Source organism: Streptomyces sp. NPDC054841 (assembly GCF_053611045.1).
The window spans coordinates 1-24,152 of record NZ_JBSGZO010000044.1 but is presented as its reverse complement, the minus strand read 5'-3'; the positions used below and the strand labels follow the sequence as shown (position 1 = coordinate 24,152).

Below are 24,152 nucleotides of genomic sequence, written 5' to 3'. Positions count from 1 at the left end.
CCCAGGAGGAGGGCGCGGCCCGGGCGCGACGATCCCCTTCGGCAGATTCGGCGGACCCCGTCGCGGCCGAACGGCGGCGCGCGCGGCGCAGCCGCTGGTACCGGCGGGACGTGCGGTGGAGCCCGTACGCCTTCGTCGCGCCGTTCTTCGTGTTCTTCGCGGCCTTCGGGCTCTTCCCGCTGCTCTACACCGGCTGGGCCTCGCTGCACCGCGTGGAGCTGACCGCGCCGAACGACATGGAGTGGGTGGGGCTGCGCAACTTCACCCGGCTGCTGGAGGACGAGTTCTTCTGGAACGCCCTGAAGAACACCTTCACCATCGGGCTGATCTCCACGGTGCCTCAGCTGCTCATGGCGCTGGTCATCGCCCATCTGCTCAACTACCGGCTGCGCGGCTCGATGTTCTTCCGGGTCGCGGCGCTCACTCCGTATGCCACGTCGGTGGCCGCGGCGACGCTCGTGTTCGTGCTGCTCTTCGGGCGCGACTACGGAATGGTCAACTGGGCGCTGGGGCTGGCCGGGATCGATCCCGTCGACTGGCAGAACGGCGAGTGGACCTCGCAGATCGCGGTCTCGACGATCGTGATCTGGCGCTGGACGGGTTACAACGCGCTGATCTATCTGGCGGCGATGCAGGCCATTCCGAACGACCTGTACGAGTCGGCGGCGCTCGACGGAGCCTCGCGCCGGCAGCAGTTCCTCCATGTGACCGTGCCGTCGCTGCGGCCGACCATCCTCTTCACCTGTGTGGTCTCGACGATCGGCGCGACCCAGCTGTTCGGCGAGCCGCTGCTGTTCAACGGCAGCGCCGGCGCGACAGGCGGCGCCGACCACCAGTTCCAGACGCTCGGGCTCTATCTGTACGAGCAGGGCTGGGCGAATCTCCACCTCGGCCGGGCCTCGGCGATCGCCTGGACGATGTTCCTGATCCTGCTGGTGATCGGCGCGGTGAACTGGCTCCTCGTCCGCCGGCTCCGCAAGAGCGCCTAGGGGGCTGCTGTGCTGACGACGACACGGACGACGCGACGGACGACCCGGCAGACGACGGACCGGACCACGGAGCGGACGACGGAACGGACGACGAGGCGAGCACGACGGGGCGCGGGCCGGCAACTGCACGGCGGGCGCATCACCTACGCCGTCCTGATCGTCTTCACCGTGGTCTCACTCTTCCCGCTGGTGTGGACGGCGATCGCAGCGTCCCGCACCAGCGGCCGGCTCGCGCAGACTCCCCCGCCCTTCTGGTTCGGCGGCAATCTCTTCAGGAATCTGGAGATCGCCTGGACCGACGCCAACATGGGCACGGCGCTGCTCAACACGACCGTCGTCGCGGGCTCGATCGCGGCGGGCACGGTCGTCTTCTCCACGCTCGCCGGCTTCGCCTTCGCCAAACTCCGCTTCCGCTTCAAGAACCTCCTCCTGCTGCTGGTGATCGGCACGATGATGGTGCCGCCGCAGCTCAGCGTCGTACCGCTGTACATGCTGATCGCCGAGCTGTCCTGGACCGACCAGCTGCAGTCCGTCATCCTCCCCACGCTCGTCAGCGCCTTCGGCGTCTTCTTCATGCGGCAGTACCTCAGCGAGGCGCTGCCGACCGAGCTGATCGAGGCGGCCCGGGTGGACGGGGCGAGCAGCTGGCGCGTGGTGTGGCACGTCGTCTTCCCGGCCGCGCGGCCGGCGATGGCGGTGCTCGGCATGCTGACCTTCGTGATGGCCTGGAACGACTTCTTCTGGCCGATCATCGCGCTGACCCAGAACGGCAGCCCCACCGTGCAGGTGGCGCTGACCGGGCTCGGCCGCGGCTACATCCCCGACCAGTCGGTGATCATGGCCGGCGCGCTGCTGGGCACGCTGCCGCTGCTGCTCGCCTTCGTGATCTTCGGGAAGCAGATCGTCGGCGGCATCATGCAGGGCGCGGTCAAGGGCTGACACCTCCTCGCCTCCTCACCTCCTCACCTCCTCGTCCGTACGCATACGTTGGGAGCTTCTCCATGTCTGTCAGCTTTCCGCCCGGATTCCTGTGGGGCACCGCCACCGCCGCGTACCAGATCGAGGGCGCCGTACGGGAGGGCGGCCGCACGCCGTCGATCTGGGACACCTTCAGCCACACGCCCGGCAAGGTGGAGAACGGGGACACGGGCGATGTAGCCGTCGACCACTTCCACCGCCGTGCCGAGGACGTCCGGCTCATGGCGGACCTCGGCGTCAACGCGTACCGCTTCTCGGTCTCCTGGCCGCGCGTCCAGCCCACCGGCCGGGGCCCGGCCGTCCAGCGCGGCCTCGACTTCTACCGCGCCCTCGTCGACGACCTGCTGGAGCACGGCATCACGCCCCTGCTCACCCTCTACCACTGGGATCTTCCCCAGGAGCTGGAGACCGCCGGCGGCTGGCCCGAGCGGGACACCGCGAGCCGCTTCGCCGACTACGCCCGTATCGTCGCGGAGGCGCTGGGTGACCGGGTGGAGCGGTGGACCACCCTCAACGAGCCCTGGTGCAGCGCCTTTCTCGGGTACGGATCCGGTGTGCACGCACCCGGCCGCACCGATCCGGTGGCCGCGCTGCGTGCCGCGCACCATCTCAATCTGGGCCACGGGCTGGCCGCGCAGGCGCTGCGCACCACGCTGCCCGCCCGCGCCCAGGTGTCCGTGAGCATCAATCCCAGTGCCGTCAGGGCCCGTACGCGGTCGGCCGCCGATCTGGACGCCCAACGCAGGATCGACGCGCTGGCCAACCGCATCTTCACGGACCCGATGCTGCACGGCACATACCCCGCGGACCTCCTCACGGACACGGCGAACCTCACCGACTGGTCGTTCGTCCACAGCGACGATCCGGCCGTCATCCGGCACCCCCTCGACTCGCTCGGCATCAACTACTACTCACCCGCTGTTGTATCAACGGCCACTGACAGTGACGGTCGGACCGCCGAACGCAACGACGGTCATGGCGCGAGCGACCACTCTCCCTGGCCCGGTGCCGACTCGGTCGTCTTCCACCAGCCGCCCGGCGATGTCACCGAGATGGGCTGGACGATCGACCCGACCGGGCTGTACGACCTGCTGACGCACTACAGCCGTGAGGCGCCACGCCTGCCGCTCGTGGTCACCGAGAACGGAGCGGCGTACCCCGACAAGCCGGCCGCCGACGGCAGCGTCCACGACCCCGAACGGATCCGCTATCTGCACGGTCATCTCTCCGCCGTGCACCGCGCGATCGCCGACGGAGCGGACGTCCGGGGCTACTTCCTGTGGTCCCTGATGGACAACTTCGAGTGGGCGTACGGTTACGGCAAGCGCTTCGGCGCCGTGTACGTCGACTACGACACTCAGGCCCGCACCCTCAAGTCCAGCGCCCGCTGGTACCGGGAGCTGGCCAGGACGGGAGTGCTTCCCGATTGCTCCACCACCTGACGACGGACGACGGTGTGCGGCTGTGGGCCGAGCGGACCGGAGCGGGCGAGCCCCTGGTCCTGTGCCATGGCGGTCCCGGGCTGTGGGACATGTTCCGCGAGGTGGCCGCGGCGCTCACCGATGACGCCGCGGTGCACCGCTGGGACCAGCGCGGCTGCGGACGGTCCGAGCGCCGCGGCCCGTATTCCCTGGCCCGTTCGGTCGCCGATCTGGAGGCCGTACGACAGCACTTCGGGCTGACGCGGATGGCGCTGCTCGGCCACTCCTGGGGTGCGACGCTGGCCCTGCGGTACGCACTCGACCATCCGGAGCACGTGTCGCGGCTGGTGTACGTGTCGGGGACCGGGATCGGCCCCGTTTCCGACTGCAACACGCCATCAACGCCGAGGTGACCGCGATCATGGGCACCGGGTGGTGGTACGCCGAGTGCGCCGCGCTGGAGGTGCCCGTCGTGATCGTGGACGGCGAGCTGGACATCCGCCCCCGTAGGGCAGTGGACTCCCTGGAGCGGGCACTCCCCCAGGTCGAACGGGTCGTGCTCGAGGGCGCGGGCCATCAGCCGTGGGCCGAGGACCCCGAGGGGTTCCGGGCCGCGGTGCTGTAGTGGCCGGGCAAACGCGTGCCCCGGCCGGGTGGGGGGAAGTCCGGCCGGGACACGCTGTGTGGGGGTGGAGGGGCTGCGTACGGCTGTGACCGTGGCCAACGCCCGGTGGCTGGTGGCCGGCGGCCGCGGCGGCTACTTGTAGGCGGCGAACGCCTTGGTGAAGGCCAGCGGCTCCTGGAGGATCGAGCTGCAGGTCGCGTCGGCGGAGTTCTGCGCGCCGCCCGGGCACTGCTTGTCACGGGTCGAGGACCACATCGCCAGCCAGCCGATGCCCTTCGACTTCGCGAAGTCGACCAGCTGGGTCGCGTCGTCGACCTTGAAGATCTCCGTCGTGACGTCGTTGACGCCGATCATCGGGGTGACGGCGACGGTCTTCCAGGCCGCCGCGTCCGAGAGGCCGAGCACGCCCTTGATCTGCGCCTGCGTGGCGGTGGCGGCCTGGATCGCATAGGTGCCCATGTCGCCGCTGTACGCCGGTCCGTAGTCCATGGCCATGATGTTGACGGCGTCGGTCCGGACACCGTTCTTCTTGGCGTCCGCGAGCAGATCGACACCGGGCTGCGTCAGTCCCTCCGGCATGACCGGCAGGGTGAAGGAGACGTCGAGGCCCGGGTGTTCCTTCTGGAGCTGCGCGATGGCCTGCGAGCGGCGCGTGTTGGCGGCGGTGTCCGGCAGCGCGGCGCCCTCGATGTCGAAGTCGACCTTGGTGAGCTTGTACGCGTCGATGACCTTGCCGTAGGCCTTGGCGAGATCGCCGGCCGAGGAGCAGTTGAGGGCCAGCTCGTGGCCGGCGGCGCCGCCGAAGGAGACCCGGACGTCACCGCCCTCGGCGCGCAGGGCGGATATCTGCGCGGCGACCTTGTCGTTCGCGAGGTCGGTGACACCGCCCCAGAGCGGGGCGCAGCTGCCGCCGGAGGTGATGAAGGCGAGGGTGAAGTCCTTCACCCCGGTCTTCGCGGCGGCGTCGAGCATGTCGTACGCCGGGTAGAGGGACGTGTCGATGTACGGCGCGAACTTGCCGCTGCCGCCCGCCGGGGCCGTGGGGGTTGCGGTGGCGGTGGCGGTCGGCTTCGGGGTGGCCGTCTGGGTCGGCGTCCCGGTGGGGCTGGGGGTCGAGGTCGCCGTCGCCGTCGGCGTGGGGGTGGGCTGTTCCGTCGGGCGGCCGCTCGGCTGCGGCGTGCCGCCCTCGTCGACCGAACAGGTGACCTTGTTGATGAGACAGCCGGACGGATCGCCCGCCGCGCCGCTCGCAGAGGTCACGAAGCCGACGGTGACGGACGCGCCGGGCGCGAGCTCCTTGTTCCAGTTCGCCGGCTTCACGGTGATGTGCTGACCGCTGACGGTGTGGTCGCCGTTCCAGAGGGAGCCGATCTTCGTGCCGGCGGGCAGATCGAATTCGAGGGTCCAGCCCGACTGGGCCTTGCCGGTGTCGTTGGTGATGACGTACTGGCCGGTGTAGCCACCGTCCCAGGAGCTGGTCCTGGTGTACGCGGCGGCCACCGAGGCCGCCTGTGCCGTCCCGGTGAGCGCGAACGCCGCGCCGCCGATGACCGCGGCGGCCACCACCGCGCCGATCGCCTTCGTCCTGCCGCTCGCCCTGCGCCGGTGCGTGCTGGTGCCCATCGCGTGCCTGCCTCTGCGTTACGGAAGTGGGGGTGCGGCAGCACGCTAGCGACATTGAAACGGACAAATGACAGGATCCGGACGCCGGTTGATGTTCTTAGGGCACGCTTAAGGACCCCATCGGGGGCGATTAATGGTTCAGACCTCTGCGCCTCTGCGGCTTCCCGAACCGCTCTTCTTGCGCCGCCCCATCCGGTGCCCGAGACGCCCCTGCGGGCGCTGTACGCCGCCCAGCCCGATCCAGATCCGGACCTCGGTACCGCCGAGCACCGAGTGCCCGATGCGTACGTCGCCCCCGGTCGACTCGGCGACCCGGCGCACGATGTCCAGGCCGAGCCCCGTCGAACCGTCCCTGGCCCCGCTGTTGCCCCTGGCCTGCGCCGCCTCCGGGTCGGCGATCCCGGGACCCGCGTCCGACACGAGCACGATCACCGCGTCGTCGCCGTTGTGCACGTCCACCGAGAAAGCGGTGCCCTCCGGGGTGTGGCGGAAGACGTTTCCGAGCAATGCGTCCAGCGCGGCGGCCAGTTCGGGCCTGGCCACCGGAATCCGCACGGGGCGGTCCACGCCCGCGAGCCGCACCTTGCGCGCCTCGTCCTCCGCGAGCGCCGACCAGAACTCCATGCGCTCGCGTACGACTTCGGAGACGTCGCAGCCCGCGCCGGGGCCGGTCGCCTGCGTCTGCGGCTTCGCCTCCCGTGCCGTACGGATGATCGTGTCGACCTCGCGTTCCAGCTTCTCGACGGCGGCCCTGGTCTGATCGGCGGCGGGGCCCGTGCCCAGCGAGGCCGCGTTGAGCCGGAGCACGGTCAGCGGTGTACGCAGCCGGTGCGAGAGATCCGCGGCCAGCTCCCGCTCATTGGCGAGCAACTGGACCACCTGGTCCGCCATGGAGTTGAAGGCGATCGCGGCCGACCGCAGCTCCGTGGGGCCCTCCTCCGGGACCCGGGCCCCGAGCCTGCCCTCGCCGAGGTCGTGCGCGGCGCCCGCGAGCCGCTGGGCCGGCCGGATCATCCGTACGCCCAGCCGGTCGGCGACCGCGACCGAGCCGACGATCAGCGCCGCGCCGACCCCCGCCAGCACCAGCCAGGCGGTGGTCACACCGTTGCTGACCTCGCCCTCCGGGACGAACACCTCGACGATCGCGATCTTCCCCGAGCTGAGCGCGGTGGGCTGGAGCAGCGCGGAGCCGTCGGTGACCTCGGTGATGGAGGCGCGGCCGATGCGCTGGGTGGTGGCGAGGTCCTTCATGGCGGCCCGCCGGGTGCCGATCTCCAGATCCTGGCCGCCGGTCTCGTCGCTCGCGGGCACGTGCACGGCCATCCGGCCCGCCGCACCGGCCTGGGTGGAGGCGACGGCCCGCTCCAACTGGCCGCGGTCGGTGGTGATGGAGAGCGTGGGGCCGATGGCGGCGGCCTGCCGCTCCGCGTTGGAGAAGGCCCGGTCCCTGGCCATCTCCTGGATGACGAGCCCGAGCGGTACGGCGAAGGCGACCACGACCATCGCCGTGACCGCCAGGCAGACCTTGACCAGCGCCCATCTCATCTTCTTCTGCTCTCCCCCAGAGCCACCGCCTGGGCGGTGCCCCCATCTCCGCCCGCGCGGCGCAGCTGTGCGGGCATCGTCGTCATCTGCAGCCCGGCGGCCGCCCCGCCGCGGTAGCGGCTGATGTCACGGCCGCCGCTCACTGCGGCGGCTCCAGTTTCACACCGACTCCCCGAAGGGTGTGCAGATAGCGGGGGCGAGCGGCGGTCTCCCCCAACTTCCTTCTCAACCAGGACAGATGCACATCAATGGTCTGGTCGTCGCCGTACGACTGCTGCCACACCTCGGCGAGCAGTTCCTTGCGCGGAACGACGACACCCGGCCGCCCGGCGAGAAAGGCGAGCAGGTCGAACTCCCGCCTGGTCAGATCGAGCCGGCTCCCGTCCAGTGCGGCCTGACGGCGCAGCGGGTCGATCGAGAGGCCGCCGACCTGGATGACCCTGCTGGGCGGCGCCTCGTCCGCCGCGGCCCGGGAACGGCGCAGTACGGCCGCCATCCGGGCCGACAGGTGCTCCACGGAGAACGGCTTGGTGAGGTAGTCGTCGGCGCCGTCGTTGAGGAGCCGCACGATCTCCGTCTCGTCGTCCCGCGCGGTCGCGATGATGACCGGTACGTCGGTGATGCCGCGCAGCATCTTCAGCGCCTCGGCCCCGTCGAGATCGGGCAGACCGAGGTCGAGAATGACCACGTCGAAGCGGAAATGGGCCACCTCGCGCAGCGCCTCCAGGGCCGTCCCGACGCTCCGTACGGTGTGGGAGGCCTCGGTCAAGTGCCGGATGAGGGCGGAGCGCACGAACTGGTCGTCCTCGACCACGAGCACACTTGCCATGGGCGGCACCGTACGCCATCCGGAGTAGGACGGTCCCCCTCGGGACAGACGGGACACGCGTGGTGCAGTATGGCCCGGATGCGGAGAGGACTCGTACACGCCATGGCGTGGTCGCTCGCCACGGGCGCGGCGGTCACGCTCTCGTGGTGGGGTGTGCACACGGTGATGGCGGGCACGGCGTACGACCGGCCGCGCGCGCTGCCGATCACGACGGACGCCCGGACGACGCAGGGCGCCCCGCCCCAGTCGTCCTCGACCCGGCACCCCGAGTCCCCGTCGCCCTCGGCGACCTCGGGCGCGAAGCCGGACAACACCCGTAAGCCCTCGGCGTCATCATCGGATGACGGCGAACCGAGCAGCGGCTCGAGCAGGACCGCGCCCCCCTCCTCGTCACCGCCGTCGGGGAACGTGAAGAGCTACACGGTCGAGGGCGGCCGGGTCGCCTTCGACATCGGGCCCGCGTCGGCGGAGCTGGTCTCGGCGACCCCGTCCGGCAGCTGGACGATGCAGATCTGGAAGCAACCCACTTACATCCGGGTGACGTTCTCCCAGAGCGGCCGGGAGATCGACGTGTTCTGCACCTGGCACGACACGGCCCCCCGCGTCGAGATCGAAGAGCGCTGAGCGCCGACTGCCGACTGCCGACTGCCGACTGCCGACTCACACCTGCCGCCTGCCGGCTTACGTCTGCCGACTGCCGACTCACACCTGCCGCCTGCCGGGTGCCGACTGCCGGAGGCTGAGTGCTACCGGAAGGCCGACGGCGGCGGTACGGGCGAGGGCCTGGCGCTCGCGTCGGTCACCACGGCCGCGCCGCCCGTGAAGTCCGCCAGCGCCTTGCCGTGTTCGACCCGACCGGCGTGCGGGTCGCTCGCGACCCGACGGGTCAGTTCCGCTACGGGCAGCGGCTGATCGGAGCCGAGCAGTACGGCGTTGCCGAAACGGCGGCCGCGCAGCACAGTCGGGTCCGCGGCGAGGGCGAGTTCGGGAAAGACGGTCGCGGCGGTGGCGATCTGGCCGCGCAGATGGGCGAGCGGCGGGCCGTCGGCGAGGTTGGCGGCGTAGTGACCGCCCGGCTTCAGCACCCGGCGTACCTCTGCGAGGAACTCCGTGGTGGTGAGGTGCGCCGGGGTGCGGGCGCCGCTGAAGACATCCGCTATGACCAGGTCCGCCCAGCCGTCGGGAAGTTTGCCGAGACCGGCGCGGGCGTCGGTGGAGCGGACCCGTATCCGGGCGCCCGGGTCGAGCGGGAGGCGGGCGCGGACGAGCTGTACGAGCGGTCCGTCCACCTCGACGATCTGCTGGGTGGAGCGCGGCCGGGTCGCGGCGACGTACCTCGCGAGGGTGAAAGCGCCGCCGCCGAGGTGGACGGCGTTCACCGGCCGGCCCGCGGGCGCGACGAGATCGACGACGTGGCCGAGGCGGCGCTGGTACTCGAAGGTCAGCAGGGCGGGATCGTCGAGGTCGACATGGGACTGGGGTGCGCCGTCGATCAGCAGCGTCCAGCCGCGGGGCCGCTCCCGGTCGGGGACGAGCTCGGCGAGCCCGCCGTCCACGGTCTCGACGACGGCCTCGGGTGCCGCGGACCGCCCGCGCTGCCTGTTCCTTGCCACCAGGCCATTATCCCGGGGCGTGCCCGGCCCCGCGTCGCCCGGCGCCGGCGCCCCGTCGCCCCGCGCCGTTCCTTACGGGAGCTGGATGCTGTCCGCCGCCTCGATCAGGCGGGCCGCCTCACCGAGGGCCTCGCGGAGCACGACCGGGTCGGTGACCGGACCGGTGTCACCGGGGGGCAGCAGCCAGCCGCCGCCGCTGACCGGGGGCTCCGCCGGGACGGCCGGCGCGCCGGGCGCCCCGTGCTCGATGGGCAGGCGCAGTCCGCGGCCCGACGTCTGCGTACAGGCGCTGCCGGGCATGTCCCAGCCGGCCGCCGTGCCGGGCGGCACCAGGAAGCCGAGCGTGTCGCAGCTGCCGTCGTGGAGCACGGGCCCGACGGCCGGGGCCCCGCCGCGGCGCAGGATGTCCACCGCTTCCAGACCCTGCCTGGCCGGTACCGTCACCAGGTCGCAGGGCCCCTCGGGGCCCGGGGGCATCGACGCCGGTGTCGCGCTGTATTCCTCGGTGGGCAGGTGCTGAGCACTCGTCCGCGAGCCACCGCTGGTCTCCATGCCGACCTCCAACAAGGGAACCCTCCTCGCCGAGTAGGGACACGTATCGCGTCCCTGCAGGGTTCAACGCCCGCCCGCGTCAACGGCTACGGCGGCACGCCGCCGCAAAGGATGGCAGTTCATGGCGGATCGTGGGTGAGATATCCCGTTTGTAGCCAAACACTGCGTACTCGACCTGTCACAGCAGGTACGTTCTTGCCCCGCCGGCGCAAGGAATCTCACGTCCGAAGAAGCCGAGAAGGCGCCGACTTGTACCAGGAGAGGGCTCGGCCATGGCGTCGTCACGGGCAGTTCCCAACCTCATGTTCCGACGGCTGCGCGGACAGCGCTCACCGGGAGAGTTCGCGGCGCTCGTACGCAGGGCCGCGCGGGAGATCGGCGAGCAGGTCGCCTGTGACGCCCGCTACATCGGGCGGGTGGAGGCGGGTGAGATCCGCTGCCCCAACTACGCCTACGAGCGGGTCTTTTTGCATATGTACCCCGGTATGACACTGGCGGATCTGGGGTTCTCGGCCCGCGAGGCGGTACGGGGCCGGGGAGCCCGGGACCGAACGCCACAGCCCTCGGATCCGTACAACAGCAACAACGGCACCAACGGCACCCTCAGTGCCGAGAGCACCAACAGCACCGACTGCACCAACTGCACCTATAGCAAAGAGGAGAGCGACGTGCTGCGTCGCGCATTCATGACGAGCGGCACCGTCAGCGTGGCGGCCGCATCCCTGGGCCTCGGTTCACAGCCCGGGACCGAAGCGCTCCGTTCCGACGTGCCCCGGCAGCGGATCGGCGAGTCGGAGGTGCGCGCGGTCGAGGAGGCCGTACGGCAGATCCGGCTGCTCGACGACCGGCACGGCGCGGACGGGCTCTACCGGCGCGCCTCTCAGCCGCTGCGCACGGCGTACGCGCTGCTCGACGCCGGTGCCACGACCCGGGGTTCGACCGCCGGCCGGCTCGCCGCGGGGGCGGGCGAACTGGCCATCTCGGTCGGCTGGCTGGCCCATGACTCGGGCCGCTTCGAGGACGCTCGCTCGCACTACGCGGAAGCCCTGGCGACGGCGCGGGTCGCCGGGGACCCGGGGCTCGAGGCGCACGCCTTCAGCAACACGTCGTTCCTCGCCCGGGACGCGGGCCGGCACCGGGAAGCCGTACGTGCCGCGCAGGCCGGGCAGCGCGCGGCCGGACAACTGGCGTCGGCCAGACTGCTGGCCCTCCTCACGCTGCGCGAGGCGGGCGGCTGGGCCGGTCTCGGCGACCGCAGTGGCTGCGAGCGGGCGCTGTACCGGGCCCATACGCTCTTCGGCCGCGGGCCCTCGGACACGGATCCGGAGTGGATGTCCTTCTTCGGCGAGCCGGAGCTCCAGGCTCTGGAGGCGCAGTGCTGGTCGGCCCTGGGCGACTGGTCCCGCGCCGCCCGTCACGCGCATCGCGCGACGGCCCTCCAGGACCCGCACTTCGCACGCAACCTCGCCCTGTACCGGGCACAGCTCGCCTCCGACCTGGCCCGCGCCGGTGCCCTCGCCGAGGCCGCCGTGGCCGGCGAGCAGGTCCTCGACCTCCTGGACGGCCAGGTCCAGTCCTCCCGTATCCGCGCGATGCTCGCCGACACCGCCCGGCTGCTCACGCCCCGTCGGCAGGCAGCCGGGGTGGCCGAGTTCCTGGACCGTTACGCGGCGACGGCGAAGTCAGCCGCGGCGGTGCACTGACGCGCACGCCGACGCGGGTACGGAGGGGTTGCTGCGGTACTGCGGGTACGCAGGGACTACCGCGGCACCACGGGTACGCGGGCGCTACTGCGGTACTACGGGTACGCATGGGCTACTGCGGTACTGCTGCACTGCGGGTGGGAAGGGGCGCTCAGGTGCCCAGGTGGCCCGTGTCGTTCCATCGCTCGATCGCCGGGGCTCCATAGGCCCAGCCCAGTGCCGACAGGCTGGTGGGGTCGAGCTTGATACGGGCAGCGAAGGACACGTCCTCGCCGATCCAGCGGGCACCCAGGACACGCAGGATGTGGCCGTGCGCGAAGAACAGACAGTCGCGGTCGGCCGAGCGCGCCCACTCGATGATCCCGTCCGCGCGGGCGGCGAGCTGGGCCTTGGTCTCCCCCTCGGGAACGCCGTCGCGCCAGATGAACCAGTCGGGGTCGACGGCGTGGATCTCGGCCTGGGTCATGCCCTCGTACGCGCCGTAGTCCCACTCCATCAGCGCGTCCCACGGCTGCGCACGGTCGGCGAATCCGGCGAGTTCGCAGGTCTCGTAGGCGCGGATCAGCGGGCTGGTGCGGATCTCCGCGTCCGGGAGCCCGTCCCAGGGCGACTTGTGCAGCCGCTCCCCCAGCAGCTTTGCGCCGCGCCGCCCCTCGTCGAGGAGGGGGATGTCCGTCCGGCCGGTGTGCTTGCCGAGCAGGGACCACTCCGTCTGTCCGTGCCGGCCGAGAAATATCCGCGGTGCCATACGTCCATCATCACCCACCTGAACGTGGCGTGAACCGCGAGCAACCCCCGACCCTCTTCGCGCGTCCCGTACACCGTACAGTTTTCCGGTGGCCGACGGCCGCACCAACATCGGATGGAGAGCGTCCGGATGCCGCAGACCGCGCATACGAGCCGACACCCCCGGCTCCGCTGGTGGACCGAGCTGCCACTCGTCCTCGTGGTCTACGTCGCGTACTCGGCAGGCCGGCTGCTCGCGCGTGGTGACGAGTCGACGGCGGTCGGACACGGTCTGGGAATACTGGGCATCGAGAAGGATCTCCGGCTGAACCTGGAGCATCCGCTCAACAGACTGTTCACCAGCACCCCCGCGCTCGGCATACCCGCCGACTTCGCGTACGCCTCACTGCACTACCTCGTCACCCCGGCGATCCTGATCTGGCTGTTCCGCCGGCGCCCCGCCCACTACCGGGCGGCCAGGACCTGGCTGATGACCTCCACCCTCCTCGGGCTGATCGGCTTCACGCTCATGCCGACCTGCCCGCCCCGGCTGCTGGACGCCGGGCACGGATTCGTCGACACGATGGCGCAGTACAGCTCGTACGGCTGGTGGGGCGGCGAGGCGAGCGCACCGCGCGGTCTCGGCGGGATGACGAACCAGTTCGCCGCGATGCCGAGCCTGCATGTGGGCTGGGCGCTGTGGTGCGGGGTGATGCTGTGGCGGTACGGCCGCGGCCCGCTGGCGAAGGCGGCGGGTGTCGCGTATCCGCTGGTCACCGCGCTCGTGGTGATGGGGACGGCGAACCACTACTTCCTGGACGCGGCCGCCGGGGTCGCCGTGATGAGCGTGGGACTGCTGCTCACGCGGCCGGCGATGCGGCTCACGGACGGAGTCAGGGCCCGCTTGGCCGGAGCCGGGGCCGGGGCTGGGGAATCGGCCGGGGAAGGGATCGGGGAAGGGATCGGAGTGGACGACAAGTCCCCGAGTGTCAGTGGCGGATGCGAGACTTCCGCGGGTGAGCACATCCCTGGACAGCGGACTTCCTCCACAGGCGTCGGCGACAGCACTCCGGCAGCGACTCGCTGAGCTGCGCGGCCCGTCCACCGCACCGCATCCGCTCGACGCCCGCGCGCTGGCGGCCCTCGCCGCCAACCCCGGGTGCAAGCGGCGCGCGCTGCTGGACGGCGCCGGGGTGGACAAGGCCGCGCTCGCACGGGCGCTGGGCTCACCGGCTCCGTTCGGCCAGTCCCAGTTCGCCTTCATGCGGGGAAACGCGTTCGAGGCCCGGGTCAAGGCCGATGGCGGTACGGAGCTGCTGCGGCTGCTCGGCGTCGCCGACCCGCAGTACGCACAGGTCCCCGATCTCACGGCGGCCGGCCCCCAGGGGCGTGCGGCACGCACCGCGCTGGCCCTGCGGGAGGCCACCGGCGCGGGGGTGTGGACATTGCTGGACCATCCGATGCTGGCACTGGAGGTGGCGGGCTCACCCGCGTATCTGGAGCCGGACGCGGTCGTGGTGCATCCCGACGGCCGGTGGACGGTCGTGGAGATCAAGTCCTTCCCGATGATCGACAGTTCGGCGGACGCGTCGAAGGTGGGCGCGGCGGCGCGCCAGGCCGCGGTGTACGTGCTGGCGCTGGAGCGGGTAGCCGCGCTGACCGAGGGGGCGTCGGTGGCCCACTCGGTGCTGCTGGTCTGCCCGAAGGACTTCTCCAATCTGCCGGCCGCGTCGGTCGTCGACGTACGCAAGCAGCTCTCGGTGACACGGCGGCAGCTGGCCCGGCTGACCCGGATCGAGGACATCGCATCGGCGCTGCCGGACGGGGTCAGCTTCGATGTGGAATCCTGCTCGTCCGGCGAACTGACCGCGGCGGTCGAGGCGGTCCCTTCGGCGTACGCCCCTGAGTGCCTGTCCTCCTGCGAGCTGGCCTTCCACTGCCGCGAGCGGGCGCGCGACGCGGGCGCGGTCGAGTCCCTGGGGCGGGCGGTCCGGGGTGAGCTGGGCGGTCTGACGGAGGTCGCCGAGGTCCTGTCGGCCGCCCGCGGCGAGTCGGGTGACCCGGCGGACCCCACGGTCGCCACGCTGCGTCGGGCGGCGGCACTGCGCGCCGAGGCGCTCGGCGCGGGGGCCTGCGGCGCGGGGCGGGGGGCGGCATGACGGTGACGGCTCGCGCTGCGCGCGGCGGGCGGCAGACAGCGGTGACGACCGGCCTCGCGCCCCGCACCGCCACCCTCGGGGGCGCGCCGAAGACCCGCGTGGACGCCATCGCCCTCGGGAGCGCGCCGAAGAGCCGCGCGGACGCCATCGCGTCGCCGGTGGCCGGTGCCGTGAGCCGCGGGAGGTGGGAGTCATGTCGCTGATTGCCACCCTCGCGCGGCTGGAGGCCGTCGAGAGCGGACGGGCGCAGCCGCTGGCCACGGTGCGGCACCGGCATCTCTCGGCGCGGCCCCTCGTGTTCGTGCCGCTCACCACCGCCGGGGAGGCGGGCGCGCCGCTCGGGGCGCTGGTCGGTACGGAGCGGGACGCGCCGCGGCTGCTGGCCGTGGCGCAGCCGCGGGACCGGGACCTGCGGTTCGCGTTTCTCGCGGAGCTGGCCGAGGCGGTGCTGCCGTATCTGGACGGATACGCGGACGAGGTCGAGGCCGCCGAGCGGAGCGAGACGGATCCGGAGACCGGGAAGAGGGTCAAGGTCGAGGTCGAGCTGTGTGCGGACGCGCCGCAGCTGATCGTGCCGAGCCGGCCCGGTGTCGACTTCGTACGGCTGCTGGGCCGGTCGATGCGGTTCCGGCGGACTGCGGAGCAGGACCCGGACACCCCCTATCCGGCGCCGCCGCGCGTGCCGCTGCTCGGGCGGTGGCTGACGCACTACGGGGAGCGGGCGCGGGTGCCCGGCTCCTCGCTGCTGCTGGCGATGACGGACCTGCTGGGGCGGCACTGGGCGACCGGGCAGTCGCATCTGGAGGACCAGCACCTGGGTGCGCTGCTCGCGTGGATCGCTCCCCCCGACGGCGAGTCGGGCGCGGAGGCGGCACTGCGGGCGGAGCTCGCGCGGGACGCGGGCGGCCAGCTGGTGTGCCCGCCGGCCGGCCCGGCCACGGACCCGGCGTTCGACAACGGGCTGCTGGCGCCCGCGATCGAGCGGTACGACCGGGCCCGCCAGGCCCTCGCCGCGGCGGAGGACGGCGGCGCCGCGGACGAGCAGCTGGGCCGGCTGACGGCGGCCGAGCGGGAGATCCGGACACTGCTGGAGACGGTGCTGCGGCCGACCTGGGACGCGGTGTGGCACGGCCTGGATCTGCTGCGGGAACTGCCCGACGGGCCGCGGGCCGCCGACCGCTGGACCCGCGACCGCTGGTCGTTCACCGGACACCGCGACCGGGTGCGCGCGGGCGAGCCCCCGCAGCCGCGCCGCGACGACGCGGTGACCGCCGCACAGAAGCTCGCCGCGCGCGAGACGGCGCAGGCGCAGCTGGAGGCGCAGGAGGCGCTGGACGACCCGCTGGTGCTGGCCGGCCGGCGGCTCTCGGGCGAGGCGTTCGTCGGTGAGGTCACCGAAGTGGTGATGGCCTGGTCGGAGTCGAAGCGGCCCTCGCCCCGCCCGCTGGTGACCGTACGCACGGACGACCGCCCGCATCTCGGCGCGGGCGTGAAGGCGTACCGCTCGCTGGAGGGCAAGCCGCAGTCCGGGGAGTTCGTGCGGTACGAGCAGGACGGCTCGCTCGTACTGCGACTGCTGGACCGGATGGGCCGGTCCAAGGACCCTGCGGAAGGTTCCGTTCCGGAGAAGGGCGAGCGGATTGCCTGGACGCTGTTCGAGCACGACCAGCGGGGCGGGCCGAAGCTGCCGGAACCGGAGGAGACACCGTGGACGCACGGCGGCCCGCCGCGGTCCGACGCGGCGGAGAGCCCGGACCCCGTGACCCCGGAGGATCTGCTGTGACGGGCACCGGTACCAGCATCGGCCCTGTGACCCTCGGACGATCTGCCGTCACCGGCACCTGCCCCGTGACCCCGGAGGAATTCTTGTGACCGGCACTGTGACCGCGCTGTTCGACCCGGGCGCGGAGGCCGCCCGCGCCACGGAGGCGATCCTCGCCGACACCCTGCACGGGGACGCGCGCGGCGTTGTCGTGGACTCGCCGCCCGGCGCGGGCAAGTCGACGCTCGTCGTGCGGGCGGCGCTCGAACTGGCCGCGGCGGGACGGCCGTTGATGGTCGTCGCGCAGACCAACGCACAGGTCGACGATCTGGTGCTGCGGCTCGCCGAGAAGGAGCCGGAGCTGCCCGTCGGCCGACTGCACAGCAATGACCCGGACCCGTACGACAAGGCGCTCGACGAGCTGGGGAACGTACGCAAGTCGGCGAAGGCGGGCGACCTCGCGGGGCTCGACGTGGTCATCTCGACGGCCGCGAAGTGGGCCCATGTGAAGGGCGTCGAGCCGTGGGAGCACGCGATCGTGGACGAGGCGTACCAGATGCGTTCCGACGCGCTGCTCGCCGTCGCCGGGCTCTTCGAGCGGGCGCTGTTCGTGGGTGATCCGGGCCAGCTCGACCCGTTCTCGGTGGTGGGGGCCGAGCAGTGGGCGGGACTGTCGTACGACCCGTCGGCGAGCGCGGTCTCCACACTGCTCGCGCACAACCCGGAGCTGCCGCAGCACCGGCTGCCGGTGTCCTGGCGGCTGCCGGCCTCGGCGGCGCCGCTGGTCTCCGCCGCGTTCTATCCGTACACGCCGTTCCGCAGCGGCACGGGGACGGGCGACCGGCGGCTCGCCTTCGGGGTGCCGTCGGACGGGTCGGGGCCCGACCGGGTCCTGGACGAGGCGGCGGAGTCGGGCTGGGGCCTGCTGGAGCTGCCCGCCCGCCACACGCCGCGCACCGACCCGGAGGCGGTACGGGCCGTGGCCCTGGTGGTCCGCCGGCTGCTGGACCGCGGCGGCGCGTCGGTCTCGGAGCGTTCGGCGGACCCGGTGCCCCTCACCGCGGACCGGATCGCCGTCGGCACGGCCCACCGCGACCAGGCCGCGGCGGTCCGGGCGGCGCTCACGGAGTTGGGGGTGAGCGGCGTCGCGGTGGACACGGCGAACCGGCTGCAGGGACGGGAGTTCGACGTGACGGTCGTCCTCCACCCGCTCTCCGGCCGGCCGGACGCCACGGCCTTCCACCTGGAGACGGGCCGCCTCTGTGTCCTGGCCTCCCGCCATCGTCACGCCTGCATCGTGGTGTGCCGCGCGGGCGTCGCGGACCTGCTGGACGAGCATCCGTCGACGGAGCCGGTGCAGCTGGGCGTCACGGTGAAGTTCCCGGACGGGTGGGAGGCGAACCACGCGGTCCTCTCCCATCTTGCGGAGCACCGGGTGGTGTGGGCGGGGCGGTAGCGACGAAACCGGGTGGCGGGACGGGCGGCCCCGGCCCGGGCGGCCCGGGCGGCCCGGGTGACCGCGCAGGCCGCCCGGGTGACCGCCCGGATGAGCACCCGGGTAACCGCCCGGCATCCGGCGACCACGGCGCGCTGACGACACTCCCCCTCCCGGGGTGCACTTGTGCGGGGCGGGACAAGGGGGGGTGGTCGGGATGCACGAGGAGGAGACACGCATGACGGAGTCGTCGGAGCGGAGCGAGCGGCGGGTGCGGCCTTCGCCGCTGATCTTCGAGCCCTCGGAGGCCGCCTCCGACCCGGAGCACTTCTTCGATCTGGAGTCCATCGAGGACCCCCGTCGGCTACTGGCCCGCGCGACGGAGCTGGCGCTGGCCTTCCAGGCGGCGACGGACCGGGCCCTGGAGTTCCAGGCCATCGCGGCCGCGCAGCTCGCGGACCCGCGGCGCTTCGACCGCCTGACGACGGCGGACATCGCCCGGCAGGCGGAGTGGAGCGAGGACTACGCGAAACGCATGATCGACTTCGGCCGGGGTCTTCTCCGGGGGCCGGACCCGCAGACGACGCCGTAGCCCTCCGCGGTGCGGGGTGCCTCCGGCGGGGTGTGGGGTGACGGTGTTGCCCGGTGCCGTGACGGCGTCCGGTGTGTCCGTCCTCAAACGCCGGACGGGCTTGGTGCGGCTGCTGCCGGTGGGTGGGGTGCGGGGTGCCTCCGGCGGGGGTGTGGTGACGGTGTGCCCGGTGCGGTCCGGGCGGCCGGTGTGTCCGTCCTCAAACTCCCCCTACGCCCTGCGGCGTGGGGGGACCCCCAGACGGGCTTGGTGTGGCTGCTGCCGGTGGGTGGTGGTGCGGTGCGCCTCCGGCGGGGGCGGTGACGGTGTGCCCGGTGCCGCGGGCGCGGCCGGTGTGTCCGTCCTCAAGTGCCGGACGGGCTTGGGGTGCGCCGGTGGGTGGTGGTGCGGGGCCCCTCCGGGCTCGACTCCTCGGGGCGGCATCCGGCCCCGTACCTATGTGCCCCGGCACGATGCCACCCCTGCGGGGCCGACCCTGCACGGCCCCGCCCCGGGCCGTCCGCCGACTGCGGGTTGTGGAGGGTCCGTTTCGGTTCCGGTCTTGCGTTGGGCACAGACCAGTGGCCCACCGATGGGTGATGGGCAGGCGGCATATGCCGGGGCGCAAGATACTCCCTCCCACCCCGCCCTGTCCCAGTTTCCGGCAACCCACGGAAACGGGAAGGTGACTCTCGGTAGATGTAGGCGCCATGAGCACTTGGCTGCGAGACGAGACCCCCCTGAGCCCCGCCGGCGACAGCGACGAGCAGCGGCGTGACATCTTCGAGCTCCTCCGGGACGAAGGACGGCACCACACCGCCCGGATCACCGCCTCCGGCGCGGACTGGCTCGCGTCCGCGAGCGCGTACCCGCGGTCCGCGCTCGCGCACTGGGAGGCCCGGCCGACCGCGCCCGCCGTCGTGACCTGCGGGCGCGCCTTCGATGCCGTGAACGCGCCCGCGATCTTCGGGCGCAGGATGCTCGACCGGCTGTGGTCGGAGGGTCCCGGCTCCGGCCCCGTGGCCTTCCACCGCGGCCGGGTGCTGCTGTTCGCCGTCCCCGGCACGGCCCAGCGGTTACCGTCTTTGCTCGAGTGGGAGGAGTGGGGCAGCTCCGTACCGCCCCTGCTCTGCCACGGCGCCGGGGACGCGATCACCGCCCCGCCGCTCACCCCGCCGCCCGGCGCCCCCGCCCCCGGACCGCGCTGGGTGGTCGCCCCCGACACCCGGCATCCGTGGCTGCCCGGGCCCGAGGTGCTGCTCTGGGCCTGCGTGCGGGCGGCCCGTGCGACCTCCGCCACGGCGGTCCGTATATCGATTTTTCCTCCCGCCGATCAGGATGCTAAGGTCTACGACGTCAGCAGGCGCCGCTAGCTCAGTTGGTTAGAGCAGCTGACTCTTAATCAGCGGGTCCGGGGTTCGAGTCCCTGGCGGCGCACAGACAGAAGAAGCCCTTCGCGAGAGCGAGGGGCTTCTTCTTTTGCGTGACCGGTCTCACGGAACCGGTGTGATCTTGATCGTCCACGCCCCCGTACGCGTACGGTCCACCACCTCCACCTTCGTCCGCTCCCCCGGCACCGTGAAGGCCTCCCCGACCCCCAGCGGCGCGTCCGCCAGCGGTGGGTAGACGGAATGGTCCCAGCACGCCTCGGACTCCGGATGGGTGTCGATCACCTCGAGCGGACCGCCGCCGGACACCTCCTCGGTCTGTACCCGGTAGATCAGCACACCCTCCGAACAGGTGTCGGCGTCGTTGCCGGTCGCGCTCCGGGCCTCGATCGCCAGCGCGGTGTTCTCGCCCGTCCTGACCACCGCGAGCCGCGTGCCGACCGTGGCCCCGCGGACCGGCGCGGCGGCGAGCGGCTCCAGGGTCAGCAGCCGGTCGGCCGCACCGGACACGCAGCGCACCTGGCGGGGGTCCAGCCAGCCCAGCTTCCACTTCTGCCAGCCGAAGAGCTCGGGTGCGAGACCGAACTGGCTGCCCATCACGTCCCAGTCGCCCACGTACGTGTCCCAGTCGCCCTTGCCGTCCACCGGCCGGTGATAGAGGTCCGGCAGGTCGAAGACATGACCGGTCTCGTGGGCCAGCACATTGCGGTCCGGCGGATGCCGTTCGAACACCGTGACGGCCCGCTTGATGTCGATGCCGTCCGCGCTCACCGGCTGCTCGAAGTTGACCACCTTGGTGGCGTCGGAGTCCACGCCCGGCGCGTCCGGATCGGCGACCAGATAGACGACGTCGTAGCGCGAGAAGTCGACCACCGGATCGGCGGCTGCGACCGCGTCCCGCAGATAGGCCGCGCGCCGCCCGGGATCCCAGTCTCGCTTCATCTGGTACGCCGTCGACGCCTGTGGCATCTCGATCCACCGGGGGACGGGATGCGCGCGCAGGGTGAACTTCCCGTACGACGCCCGCCGGAAGAAGTCGCTGGTCGCGGGGAAGTGGTCCGCGGTGAGTTCCTGCGGGGTCGTGAGCGGCCTGGCGTCCGGGAAGGACAGGAAGACCAGGACCGCGTCGAGGGCGCGGTCGGGGCGTGGGTACGAGGAGTTCCAGGTGTCCAGGCCCAGCGAGTGGTGCGCCGCGGTGCGGGGCAGCGCGCAGGGGCCCGCGGAGGTGTCGGCCACGGCTGGTCCTGCCACGAGGGAGGTGGCCACGACGGCCACCAGGGACGTGAAAGCAGCCGCGGCGGCGCGCAGGTTCGGCCGCTCCACCCCCTCGGGTGTTTCCTCATGCGTCTGCTGACCCTCCACGTCGACCTCCGGCTGCGGAATGCGGGACGCCTCACCCAGCTTGTGGTCTTTTAAGAGGATTCGCCCTGTTCCGCTGCCCCAGCCGGGTGAGGCGGCGGCGACACCCCGGTGACTCACAGAAAGTCACAACCGGTCGCGAGAGCTCCAGTGAGGGCCACAGCCGCGCAGAAACGATCGGTCCGGACCTTCGAGTGCTCCTGCTCACCGCCGAGAAGCTGGAACGGCCGCCCGGCCAGCCTCTATGATCGGCACACTTTCCCGGTTTTCCGGCCCCGACCGGACCTGAACGACACGACTGCAGTGCGGGAGCGAGCGGTGAGCGGAAACACGAAAGGAGCGGGCCCAGCGGCAGTCGCGGCGCCCGTGACCGCCCTACCGCCCGTCACGGAGCGTCATCCGACCGCCGCACCGAACGTTGCGACCGGCCTTCCGCAGGCCGTCGTCACGCACCCGGAGGCCCGCACGACGTCCGGGGCCACGCACGCGTCGGAGCACACGTCAAAGCACGCGTCGGACCGTACGCCGGCCGGCGCCCCCGAGGCCGTCGCGCGCACCGCCGCCCGCAGACCGCCCCCCGCCGAGCTCGCCGAACCCGCCGAACTCGCCGACTACCGCGCGGCGTTCAACACCGCCCAGCTCGCCATGGCCGTCGTCGACCACGAGGGCGTCGTGGTCACCGCGAACGACGCCCTCGCCACCCTGCTGGGCACCGAGCCCGCCGCCCTGTACGAGCAGCCCGCCGCCGACCTCGTCGACCTCGCGTCCGACGGCCGTACGTGGCACGCGTACCGCGAGGTGCTGCGCGGCCGGCGCTCCCGGTTCCGCTGCACCCGCCGGCTCAAACACGCCGACGGGCGCACGCTCTGGGCCGAAGTCACCGTCGCGCCCGTGCCGGACAGCCGCCGTGTCCTGCTCTCCATCGCGGACATCAGTGACCGCCGCGACCTGCAGGCGCGGCTGCGCCATCTCCAGATGCACGACCCGGTGACCCGGCTGCCCAACCGCACGCTGTTCTTCGAGCGGCTCTCGGCCGCACTGGAGAGCTCGTCGTACGAGCACGGCGGCACGGGCCGGATCGGGCTCTGCTACCTCGACCTCGACGGCTTCAAGGCCGTCAACGACACCCTCGGCCACCGGATCGGCGACCGGCTGCTGGCCGCCGTGGCGGACCGGCTGGCCGAGTGCGCGGACAGCGACGGCCACACCCGCAGCGGCGGCCATCTCGTGGCGCGGCTCGGCGGCGACGAGTTCGCGATCCTGGTCGAGGACTCCACCGGTACGGAACAACTCGCCGATCTGGCCCGGTCCGTGCTGGCCGCGCTCCAGCGCCCGTTCGACCTGGCCGGGCAGCGCCTGTCGGTCTCGGCCTCGATCGGGGTCGTCGAGCGCGCGGCGGACGGTACGAGCGCGACCGGTCTGATGCAGGACGCGGACACGACGCTGTACTGGGCGAAGGCGGACGGCAAGGCCCGCTGGACCCTCTTCGACCCGGAGCGCAACGCTCACCGGATGACCCGTCAGGCGCTGTCCTCGACGCTCCGGCCGGCCGTCGAGCTCGGGGAGTTCGCGCTGGAGTACCAGCCGCTGGTGTGCATGGCGGACGGGGCGGTGCGGGGTGTGGAGGCTCTGGTCCGCTGGAACCACCCGCAGTTCGGCACGCTGGCGCCGAATCGGTTCATCGGAATTGCCGAAGAGGACGGCTCGATCGTCCAGCTCGGTCGCTGGGTACTGCGTACGGCCTGCCGGCAGGCCCGGCAATGGCAGACCGACCACCCGGGCGAGACGCCGATCTTCGTCAGCGTCAATGTCGCCGTACGCCAGGTCTGGGACTCCGACCTGGTCGCGGATGTCGCCGGCATCCTGGCCGAGACGGGCCTCGCGCCGCATCTTCTGCAGCTCGAACTCACCGAGTCCGCGGTGATGGGCTCGGCGGGCCGCCCGCTCCAGGCGCTCCAGGCGCTGAGCGACATGGGCGTCCGCATCGCGATCGACGACTTCGGGACGGGGTACTCCAACCTCGCCTATCTGAGCCGACTTCCGGTATCCGTACTGAAACTCGACGGATCGTTTGTTCGCGGCTTCCGCTACGACGACGGGGCCCACCCCAACCCGGCCGACGAGACGATCGTCGAGGCGATGGTCCAACTCGCCCACCGGCTGGGCCTCACGGTCACCGCGGAGTGCGTCGAGACGGCGGGCCAGGCGGAACGTCTGCGCCGCATCGGCTGCGACACGGGGCAGGGGTGGCTGTACTCACGGGCGGTGACGCCGGAACGGATCGACGGGATGATCGGGATCAGCCCGCTGGCGGTGTGAGGCCGGCCGTCAGCCGCTCCAATTCACCCACGGACATGGAACTGCCCCCGGCCGGGCCGTGACGTCCCGGGCGGGGGCAGTGCTCAAGGGCTAGGTGTTCTGTCCCGGGAGGTTGTGGACGGGTGATGCAGGTCTCGGCTGAGGGATCTTGAACAGGTGAGGGCCTTCCGGTTCGGTGTGGATTGCGACGTCTACACCAACCGAAAGGCCCTCGTGCCCCACCGTAATGCACCCCTGACCGAGACCGGCCGTCTGCGTCTGGCCCGATGCGTGGTCGAGGACGGCTGGCCCCTGCGGCGAGCGGCCGAACGCTTCCAGGTCTCGCCGACAACGGCCCAGCGCTGGGCCGGCCGCTACCGGGCCTTCGGCGAGGCGGGGATGACCGACCGCTCCTCCCGGCCCCACATCAGCCCGCGCCGGACACCCACCCGGACCGAGCGTCGGATCATCAAGGTCCGCATCCTGCGCCGGTGGGGACCGGCCCGCATCGCGCACCTGCTGGGCCTGGTGCCCTCGACCGTGCACCGGGTGCTGACCCGCTACCGCCTGGCACGG

General features: G+C 72.1%; 23 protein-coding genes and 1 tRNA gene. 16 read left to right on the top strand and 8 right to left on the bottom strand.

Annotated features, from left to right (window positions below):
* The 5 genes from ACWGI8_RS09505 to ACWGI8_RS09485 all read left to right on the top strand — a co-directional run.
* On the top strand, positions 1 to 989 hold a 989-nt coding region (locus ACWGI8_RS09505; protein ID WP_453659547.1), incomplete at its 5' end, for a carbohydrate ABC transporter permease.
* Between the two features lie 123 nt (positions 990 to 1,112).
* Entirely contained in the window at positions 1,113 to 1,928 is an 816-nt protein-coding gene (locus tag ACWGI8_RS09500) for a carbohydrate ABC transporter permease (RefSeq protein ID WP_453659559.1), read from the top strand.
* A gap of 62 nt (positions 1,929 to 1,990) precedes the next feature.
* A complete protein-coding gene (locus tag ACWGI8_RS09495; RefSeq protein ID WP_453659546.1) occupies positions 1,991 to 3,409 on the top strand; it encodes a GH1 family beta-glucosidase in 1,419 nt (472 codons plus the stop codon).
* Complete coding sequence (locus tag ACWGI8_RS09490; RefSeq protein WP_453659545.1) at positions 3,394 to 3,801, top strand: alpha/beta fold hydrolase; 408 nt, start codon at positions 3,394 to 3,396, stop codon at positions 3,799 to 3,801. The genes ACWGI8_RS09495 and ACWGI8_RS09490 overlap by 16 nt, the downstream gene beginning before the upstream one ends.
* Entirely contained in the window at positions 3,798 to 4,013 is a 216-nt protein-coding gene (locus ACWGI8_RS09485) for an alpha/beta fold hydrolase (RefSeq protein WP_453659544.1), read from the top strand. The genes ACWGI8_RS09490 and ACWGI8_RS09485 overlap by 4 nt, the downstream gene beginning before the upstream one ends.
* A gap of 132 nt (positions 4,014 to 4,145) precedes the next feature.
* Here ACWGI8_RS09485 and ACWGI8_RS09480 read toward each other — a convergent pair whose 3' ends face one another.
* From ACWGI8_RS09480 to ACWGI8_RS09465, 4 genes are all read right to left on the bottom strand, one after another.
* Positions 4,146 to 5,636, bottom strand: coding sequence for a glycoside hydrolase family 18 protein (locus ACWGI8_RS09480; RefSeq protein WP_453659543.1), 1,491 nt, complete (start codon positions 5,634 to 5,636; stop codon positions 4,146 to 4,148).
* A 138-nt stretch (positions 5,637 to 5,774) separates the two neighbouring features.
* Positions 5,775 to 7,181, bottom strand: a complete 1,407-nt coding sequence (locus ACWGI8_RS09475; RefSeq protein WP_453659542.1) for a sensor histidine kinase — start codon at positions 7,179 to 7,181, stop codon at positions 5,775 to 5,777.
* The gene (locus ACWGI8_RS09470) at positions 7,178 to 7,324 is read right to left on the bottom strand and encodes a hypothetical protein (protein ID WP_453659541.1); all 147 of its coding nucleotides are present in this window, start codon (positions 7,322 to 7,324) and stop codon (positions 7,178 to 7,180) included. Before ACWGI8_RS09470 ends, ACWGI8_RS09475 begins: the two co-directional genes overlap by 4 nt.
* On the bottom strand, positions 7,321 to 8,010 hold the full coding sequence (locus ACWGI8_RS09465; protein ID WP_453659540.1) for a response regulator transcription factor: 690 nt from the start codon (positions 8,008 to 8,010) through the stop codon (positions 7,321 to 7,323). The genes ACWGI8_RS09470 and ACWGI8_RS09465 overlap by 4 nt, the downstream gene beginning before the upstream one ends.
* A gap of 69 nt (positions 8,011 to 8,079) precedes the next feature.
* Here ACWGI8_RS09465 and ACWGI8_RS09460 point away from each other — a divergent pair, with 69 nt between their 5' ends.
* Positions 8,080 to 8,634 carry a hypothetical protein gene (locus tag ACWGI8_RS09460; RefSeq protein ID WP_453659539.1) on the top strand — a complete coding sequence of 185 codons (555 nt, stop codon included), beginning with the start codon at positions 8,080 to 8,082 and terminating at the stop codon, positions 8,632 to 8,634.
* Between the two features lie 122 nt (positions 8,635 to 8,756).
* On the opposite strand, the gene ACWGI8_RS09455 is transcribed toward ACWGI8_RS09460, so the two are convergent.
* Positions 8,757 to 9,623 (bottom strand): spermidine synthase, encoded by an 867-nt coding sequence (locus tag ACWGI8_RS09455; RefSeq protein ID WP_453659538.1) that lies wholly within the window; start codon positions 9,621 to 9,623, stop codon positions 8,757 to 8,759.
* Between the two features lie 72 nt (positions 9,624 to 9,695).
* On the bottom strand, positions 9,696 to 10,175 hold the full coding sequence (locus ACWGI8_RS09450; protein WP_453659537.1) for a hypothetical protein: 480 nt from the start codon (positions 10,173 to 10,175) through the stop codon (positions 9,696 to 9,698).
* 272 nt (positions 10,176 to 10,447) lie between these two features.
* On the opposite strand from ACWGI8_RS09450, the gene ACWGI8_RS09445 reads away from it, so the two are divergent.
* Complete coding sequence (locus ACWGI8_RS09445) at positions 10,448 to 11,878, top strand: tetratricopeptide repeat protein (protein ID WP_453659536.1); 1,431 nt, start codon at positions 10,448 to 10,450, stop codon at positions 11,876 to 11,878.
* Positions 11,879 to 12,029: 151 nt separating this feature from the next.
* Here ACWGI8_RS09445 and ACWGI8_RS09440 read toward each other — a convergent pair whose 3' ends face one another.
* Positions 12,030 to 12,626: a histidine phosphatase family protein gene (locus ACWGI8_RS09440; RefSeq protein ID WP_453659535.1), complete on the bottom strand. Its 597-nt coding sequence runs from the start codon at positions 12,624 to 12,626 to the stop codon at positions 12,030 to 12,032.
* Positions 12,627 to 12,755: 129 nt separating this feature from the next.
* Here ACWGI8_RS09440 and ACWGI8_RS09435 point away from each other — a divergent pair, with 129 nt between their 5' ends.
* The 7 genes from ACWGI8_RS09435 to ACWGI8_RS09405 all read left to right on the top strand — a co-directional run bounded on the left by ACWGI8_RS09435 (position 12,756) and on the right by ACWGI8_RS09405 (position 19,968).
* Positions 12,756 to 13,691, top strand: coding sequence for a phosphatase PAP2 family protein (locus ACWGI8_RS09435; protein WP_453659534.1), 936 nt, complete (start codon positions 12,756 to 12,758; stop codon positions 13,689 to 13,691).
* Positions 13,621 to 14,763 carry a hypothetical protein gene (locus ACWGI8_RS09430; protein WP_453659533.1) on the top strand — a complete coding sequence of 381 codons (1,143 nt, stop codon included), beginning with the start codon at positions 13,621 to 13,623 and terminating at the stop codon, positions 14,761 to 14,763. Before ACWGI8_RS09435 ends, ACWGI8_RS09430 begins: the two co-directional genes overlap by 71 nt.
* 193 nt (positions 14,764 to 14,956) lie before the next feature.
* Positions 14,957 to 16,546: a hypothetical protein gene (locus ACWGI8_RS09425; RefSeq protein ID WP_453659532.1), complete on the top strand. Its 1,590-nt coding sequence runs from the start codon at positions 14,957 to 14,959 to the stop codon at positions 16,544 to 16,546.
* A 97-nt stretch (positions 16,547 to 16,643) separates the two neighbouring features.
* Positions 16,644 to 17,981: an AAA domain-containing protein gene (locus ACWGI8_RS09420; RefSeq protein ID WP_453659558.1), complete on the top strand. Its 1,338-nt coding sequence runs from the start codon at positions 16,644 to 16,646 to the stop codon at positions 17,979 to 17,981.
* 217 nt (positions 17,982 to 18,198) lie between these two features.
* On the top strand, positions 18,199 to 18,552 hold the full coding sequence (locus ACWGI8_RS09415) for a hypothetical protein (RefSeq protein WP_453659531.1): 354 nt from the start codon (positions 18,199 to 18,201) through the stop codon (positions 18,550 to 18,552).
* A 689-nt stretch (positions 18,553 to 19,241) separates the two neighbouring features.
* Positions 19,242 to 19,904, top strand: a complete 663-nt coding sequence (locus ACWGI8_RS09410; RefSeq protein ID WP_453659530.1) for a bifunctional DNA primase/polymerase — start codon at positions 19,242 to 19,244, stop codon at positions 19,902 to 19,904.
* Positions 19,895 to 19,968: transfer RNA gene (locus ACWGI8_RS09405), tRNA-Lys, on the top strand. Before ACWGI8_RS09410 ends, ACWGI8_RS09405 begins: the two co-directional genes overlap by 10 nt.
* Before the next feature lie 56 nt (positions 19,969 to 20,024).
* On the opposite strand, the gene ACWGI8_RS09400 is transcribed toward ACWGI8_RS09405, so the two are convergent.
* Positions 20,025 to 21,281, bottom strand: coding sequence for a M6 family metalloprotease domain-containing protein (locus tag ACWGI8_RS09400; RefSeq protein ID WP_453659557.1), 1,257 nt, complete (start codon positions 21,279 to 21,281; stop codon positions 20,025 to 20,027).
* A 315-nt stretch (positions 21,282 to 21,596) separates the two neighbouring features.
* Between ACWGI8_RS09400 and ACWGI8_RS09395 the strand changes: the two genes are divergently transcribed.
* Together ACWGI8_RS09395 and ACWGI8_RS09390 are read left to right on the top strand one after the other, a co-directional pair.
* Entirely contained in the window at positions 21,597 to 23,597 is a 2,001-nt protein-coding gene (locus tag ACWGI8_RS09395) for a putative bifunctional diguanylate cyclase/phosphodiesterase (protein WP_453659529.1), read from the top strand.
* A 213-nt stretch (positions 23,598 to 23,810) separates the two neighbouring features.
* Positions 23,811 to 24,152: helix-turn-helix domain-containing protein (locus tag ACWGI8_RS09390; RefSeq protein ID WP_453659556.1), on the top strand; the 342-nt coding region annotated here is incomplete at its 3' end.

What these genes read in the sequence shown, in the direction of transcription:
- ACWGI8_RS09415 (WP_453659531.1), top strand. Translation starts at nt 18,199, where the DNA reads ATGACGGAGTCGTCGGAGCGGAGCGAGCGGCGGGTGCGGCCTTCGCCG.
- ACWGI8_RS09460 (WP_453659539.1), top strand. Translation starts at nt 8,080, where the DNA reads ATGGCCCGGATGCGGAGAGGACTCGTACACGCCATGGCGTGGTCGCTC.
- ACWGI8_RS09410 (WP_453659530.1), top strand. Translation starts at nt 19,242, where the DNA reads ATGAGCACTTGGCTGCGAGACGAGACCCCCCTGAGCCCCGCCGGCGAC.
- ACWGI8_RS09440 (WP_453659535.1), bottom strand. Translation starts at nt 12,626, where the DNA reads ATGGCACCGCGGATATTTCTCGGCCGGCACGGACAGACGGAGTGGTCC.
- ACWGI8_RS09450 (WP_453659537.1), bottom strand. Translation starts at nt 10,175, where the DNA reads ATGGAGACCAGCGGTGGCTCGCGGACGAGTGCTCAGCACCTGCCCACC.
- ACWGI8_RS09465 (WP_453659540.1), bottom strand. Translation starts at nt 8,010, where the DNA reads ATGGCAAGTGTGCTCGTGGTCGAGGACGACCAGTTCGTGCGCTCCGCC.
- ACWGI8_RS09475 (WP_453659542.1), bottom strand. Translation starts at nt 7,181, where the DNA reads ATGAGATGGGCGCTGGTCAAGGTCTGCCTGGCGGTCACGGCGATGGTC.
- ACWGI8_RS09425 (WP_453659532.1), top strand. Translation starts at nt 14,957, where the DNA reads ATGTCGCTGATTGCCACCCTCGCGCGGCTGGAGGCCGTCGAGAGCGGA.
- ACWGI8_RS09435 (WP_453659534.1), top strand. Translation starts at nt 12,756, where the DNA reads ATGCCGCAGACCGCGCATACGAGCCGACACCCCCGGCTCCGCTGGTGG.
- ACWGI8_RS09480 (WP_453659543.1), bottom strand. Translation starts at nt 5,636, where the DNA reads ATGGGCACCAGCACGCACCGGCGCAGGGCGAGCGGCAGGACGAAGGCG.
- ACWGI8_RS09495 (WP_453659546.1), top strand. Translation starts at nt 1,991, where the DNA reads ATGTCTGTCAGCTTTCCGCCCGGATTCCTGTGGGGCACCGCCACCGCC.
- ACWGI8_RS09445 (WP_453659536.1), top strand. Translation starts at nt 10,448, where the DNA reads ATGGCGTCGTCACGGGCAGTTCCCAACCTCATGTTCCGACGGCTGCGC.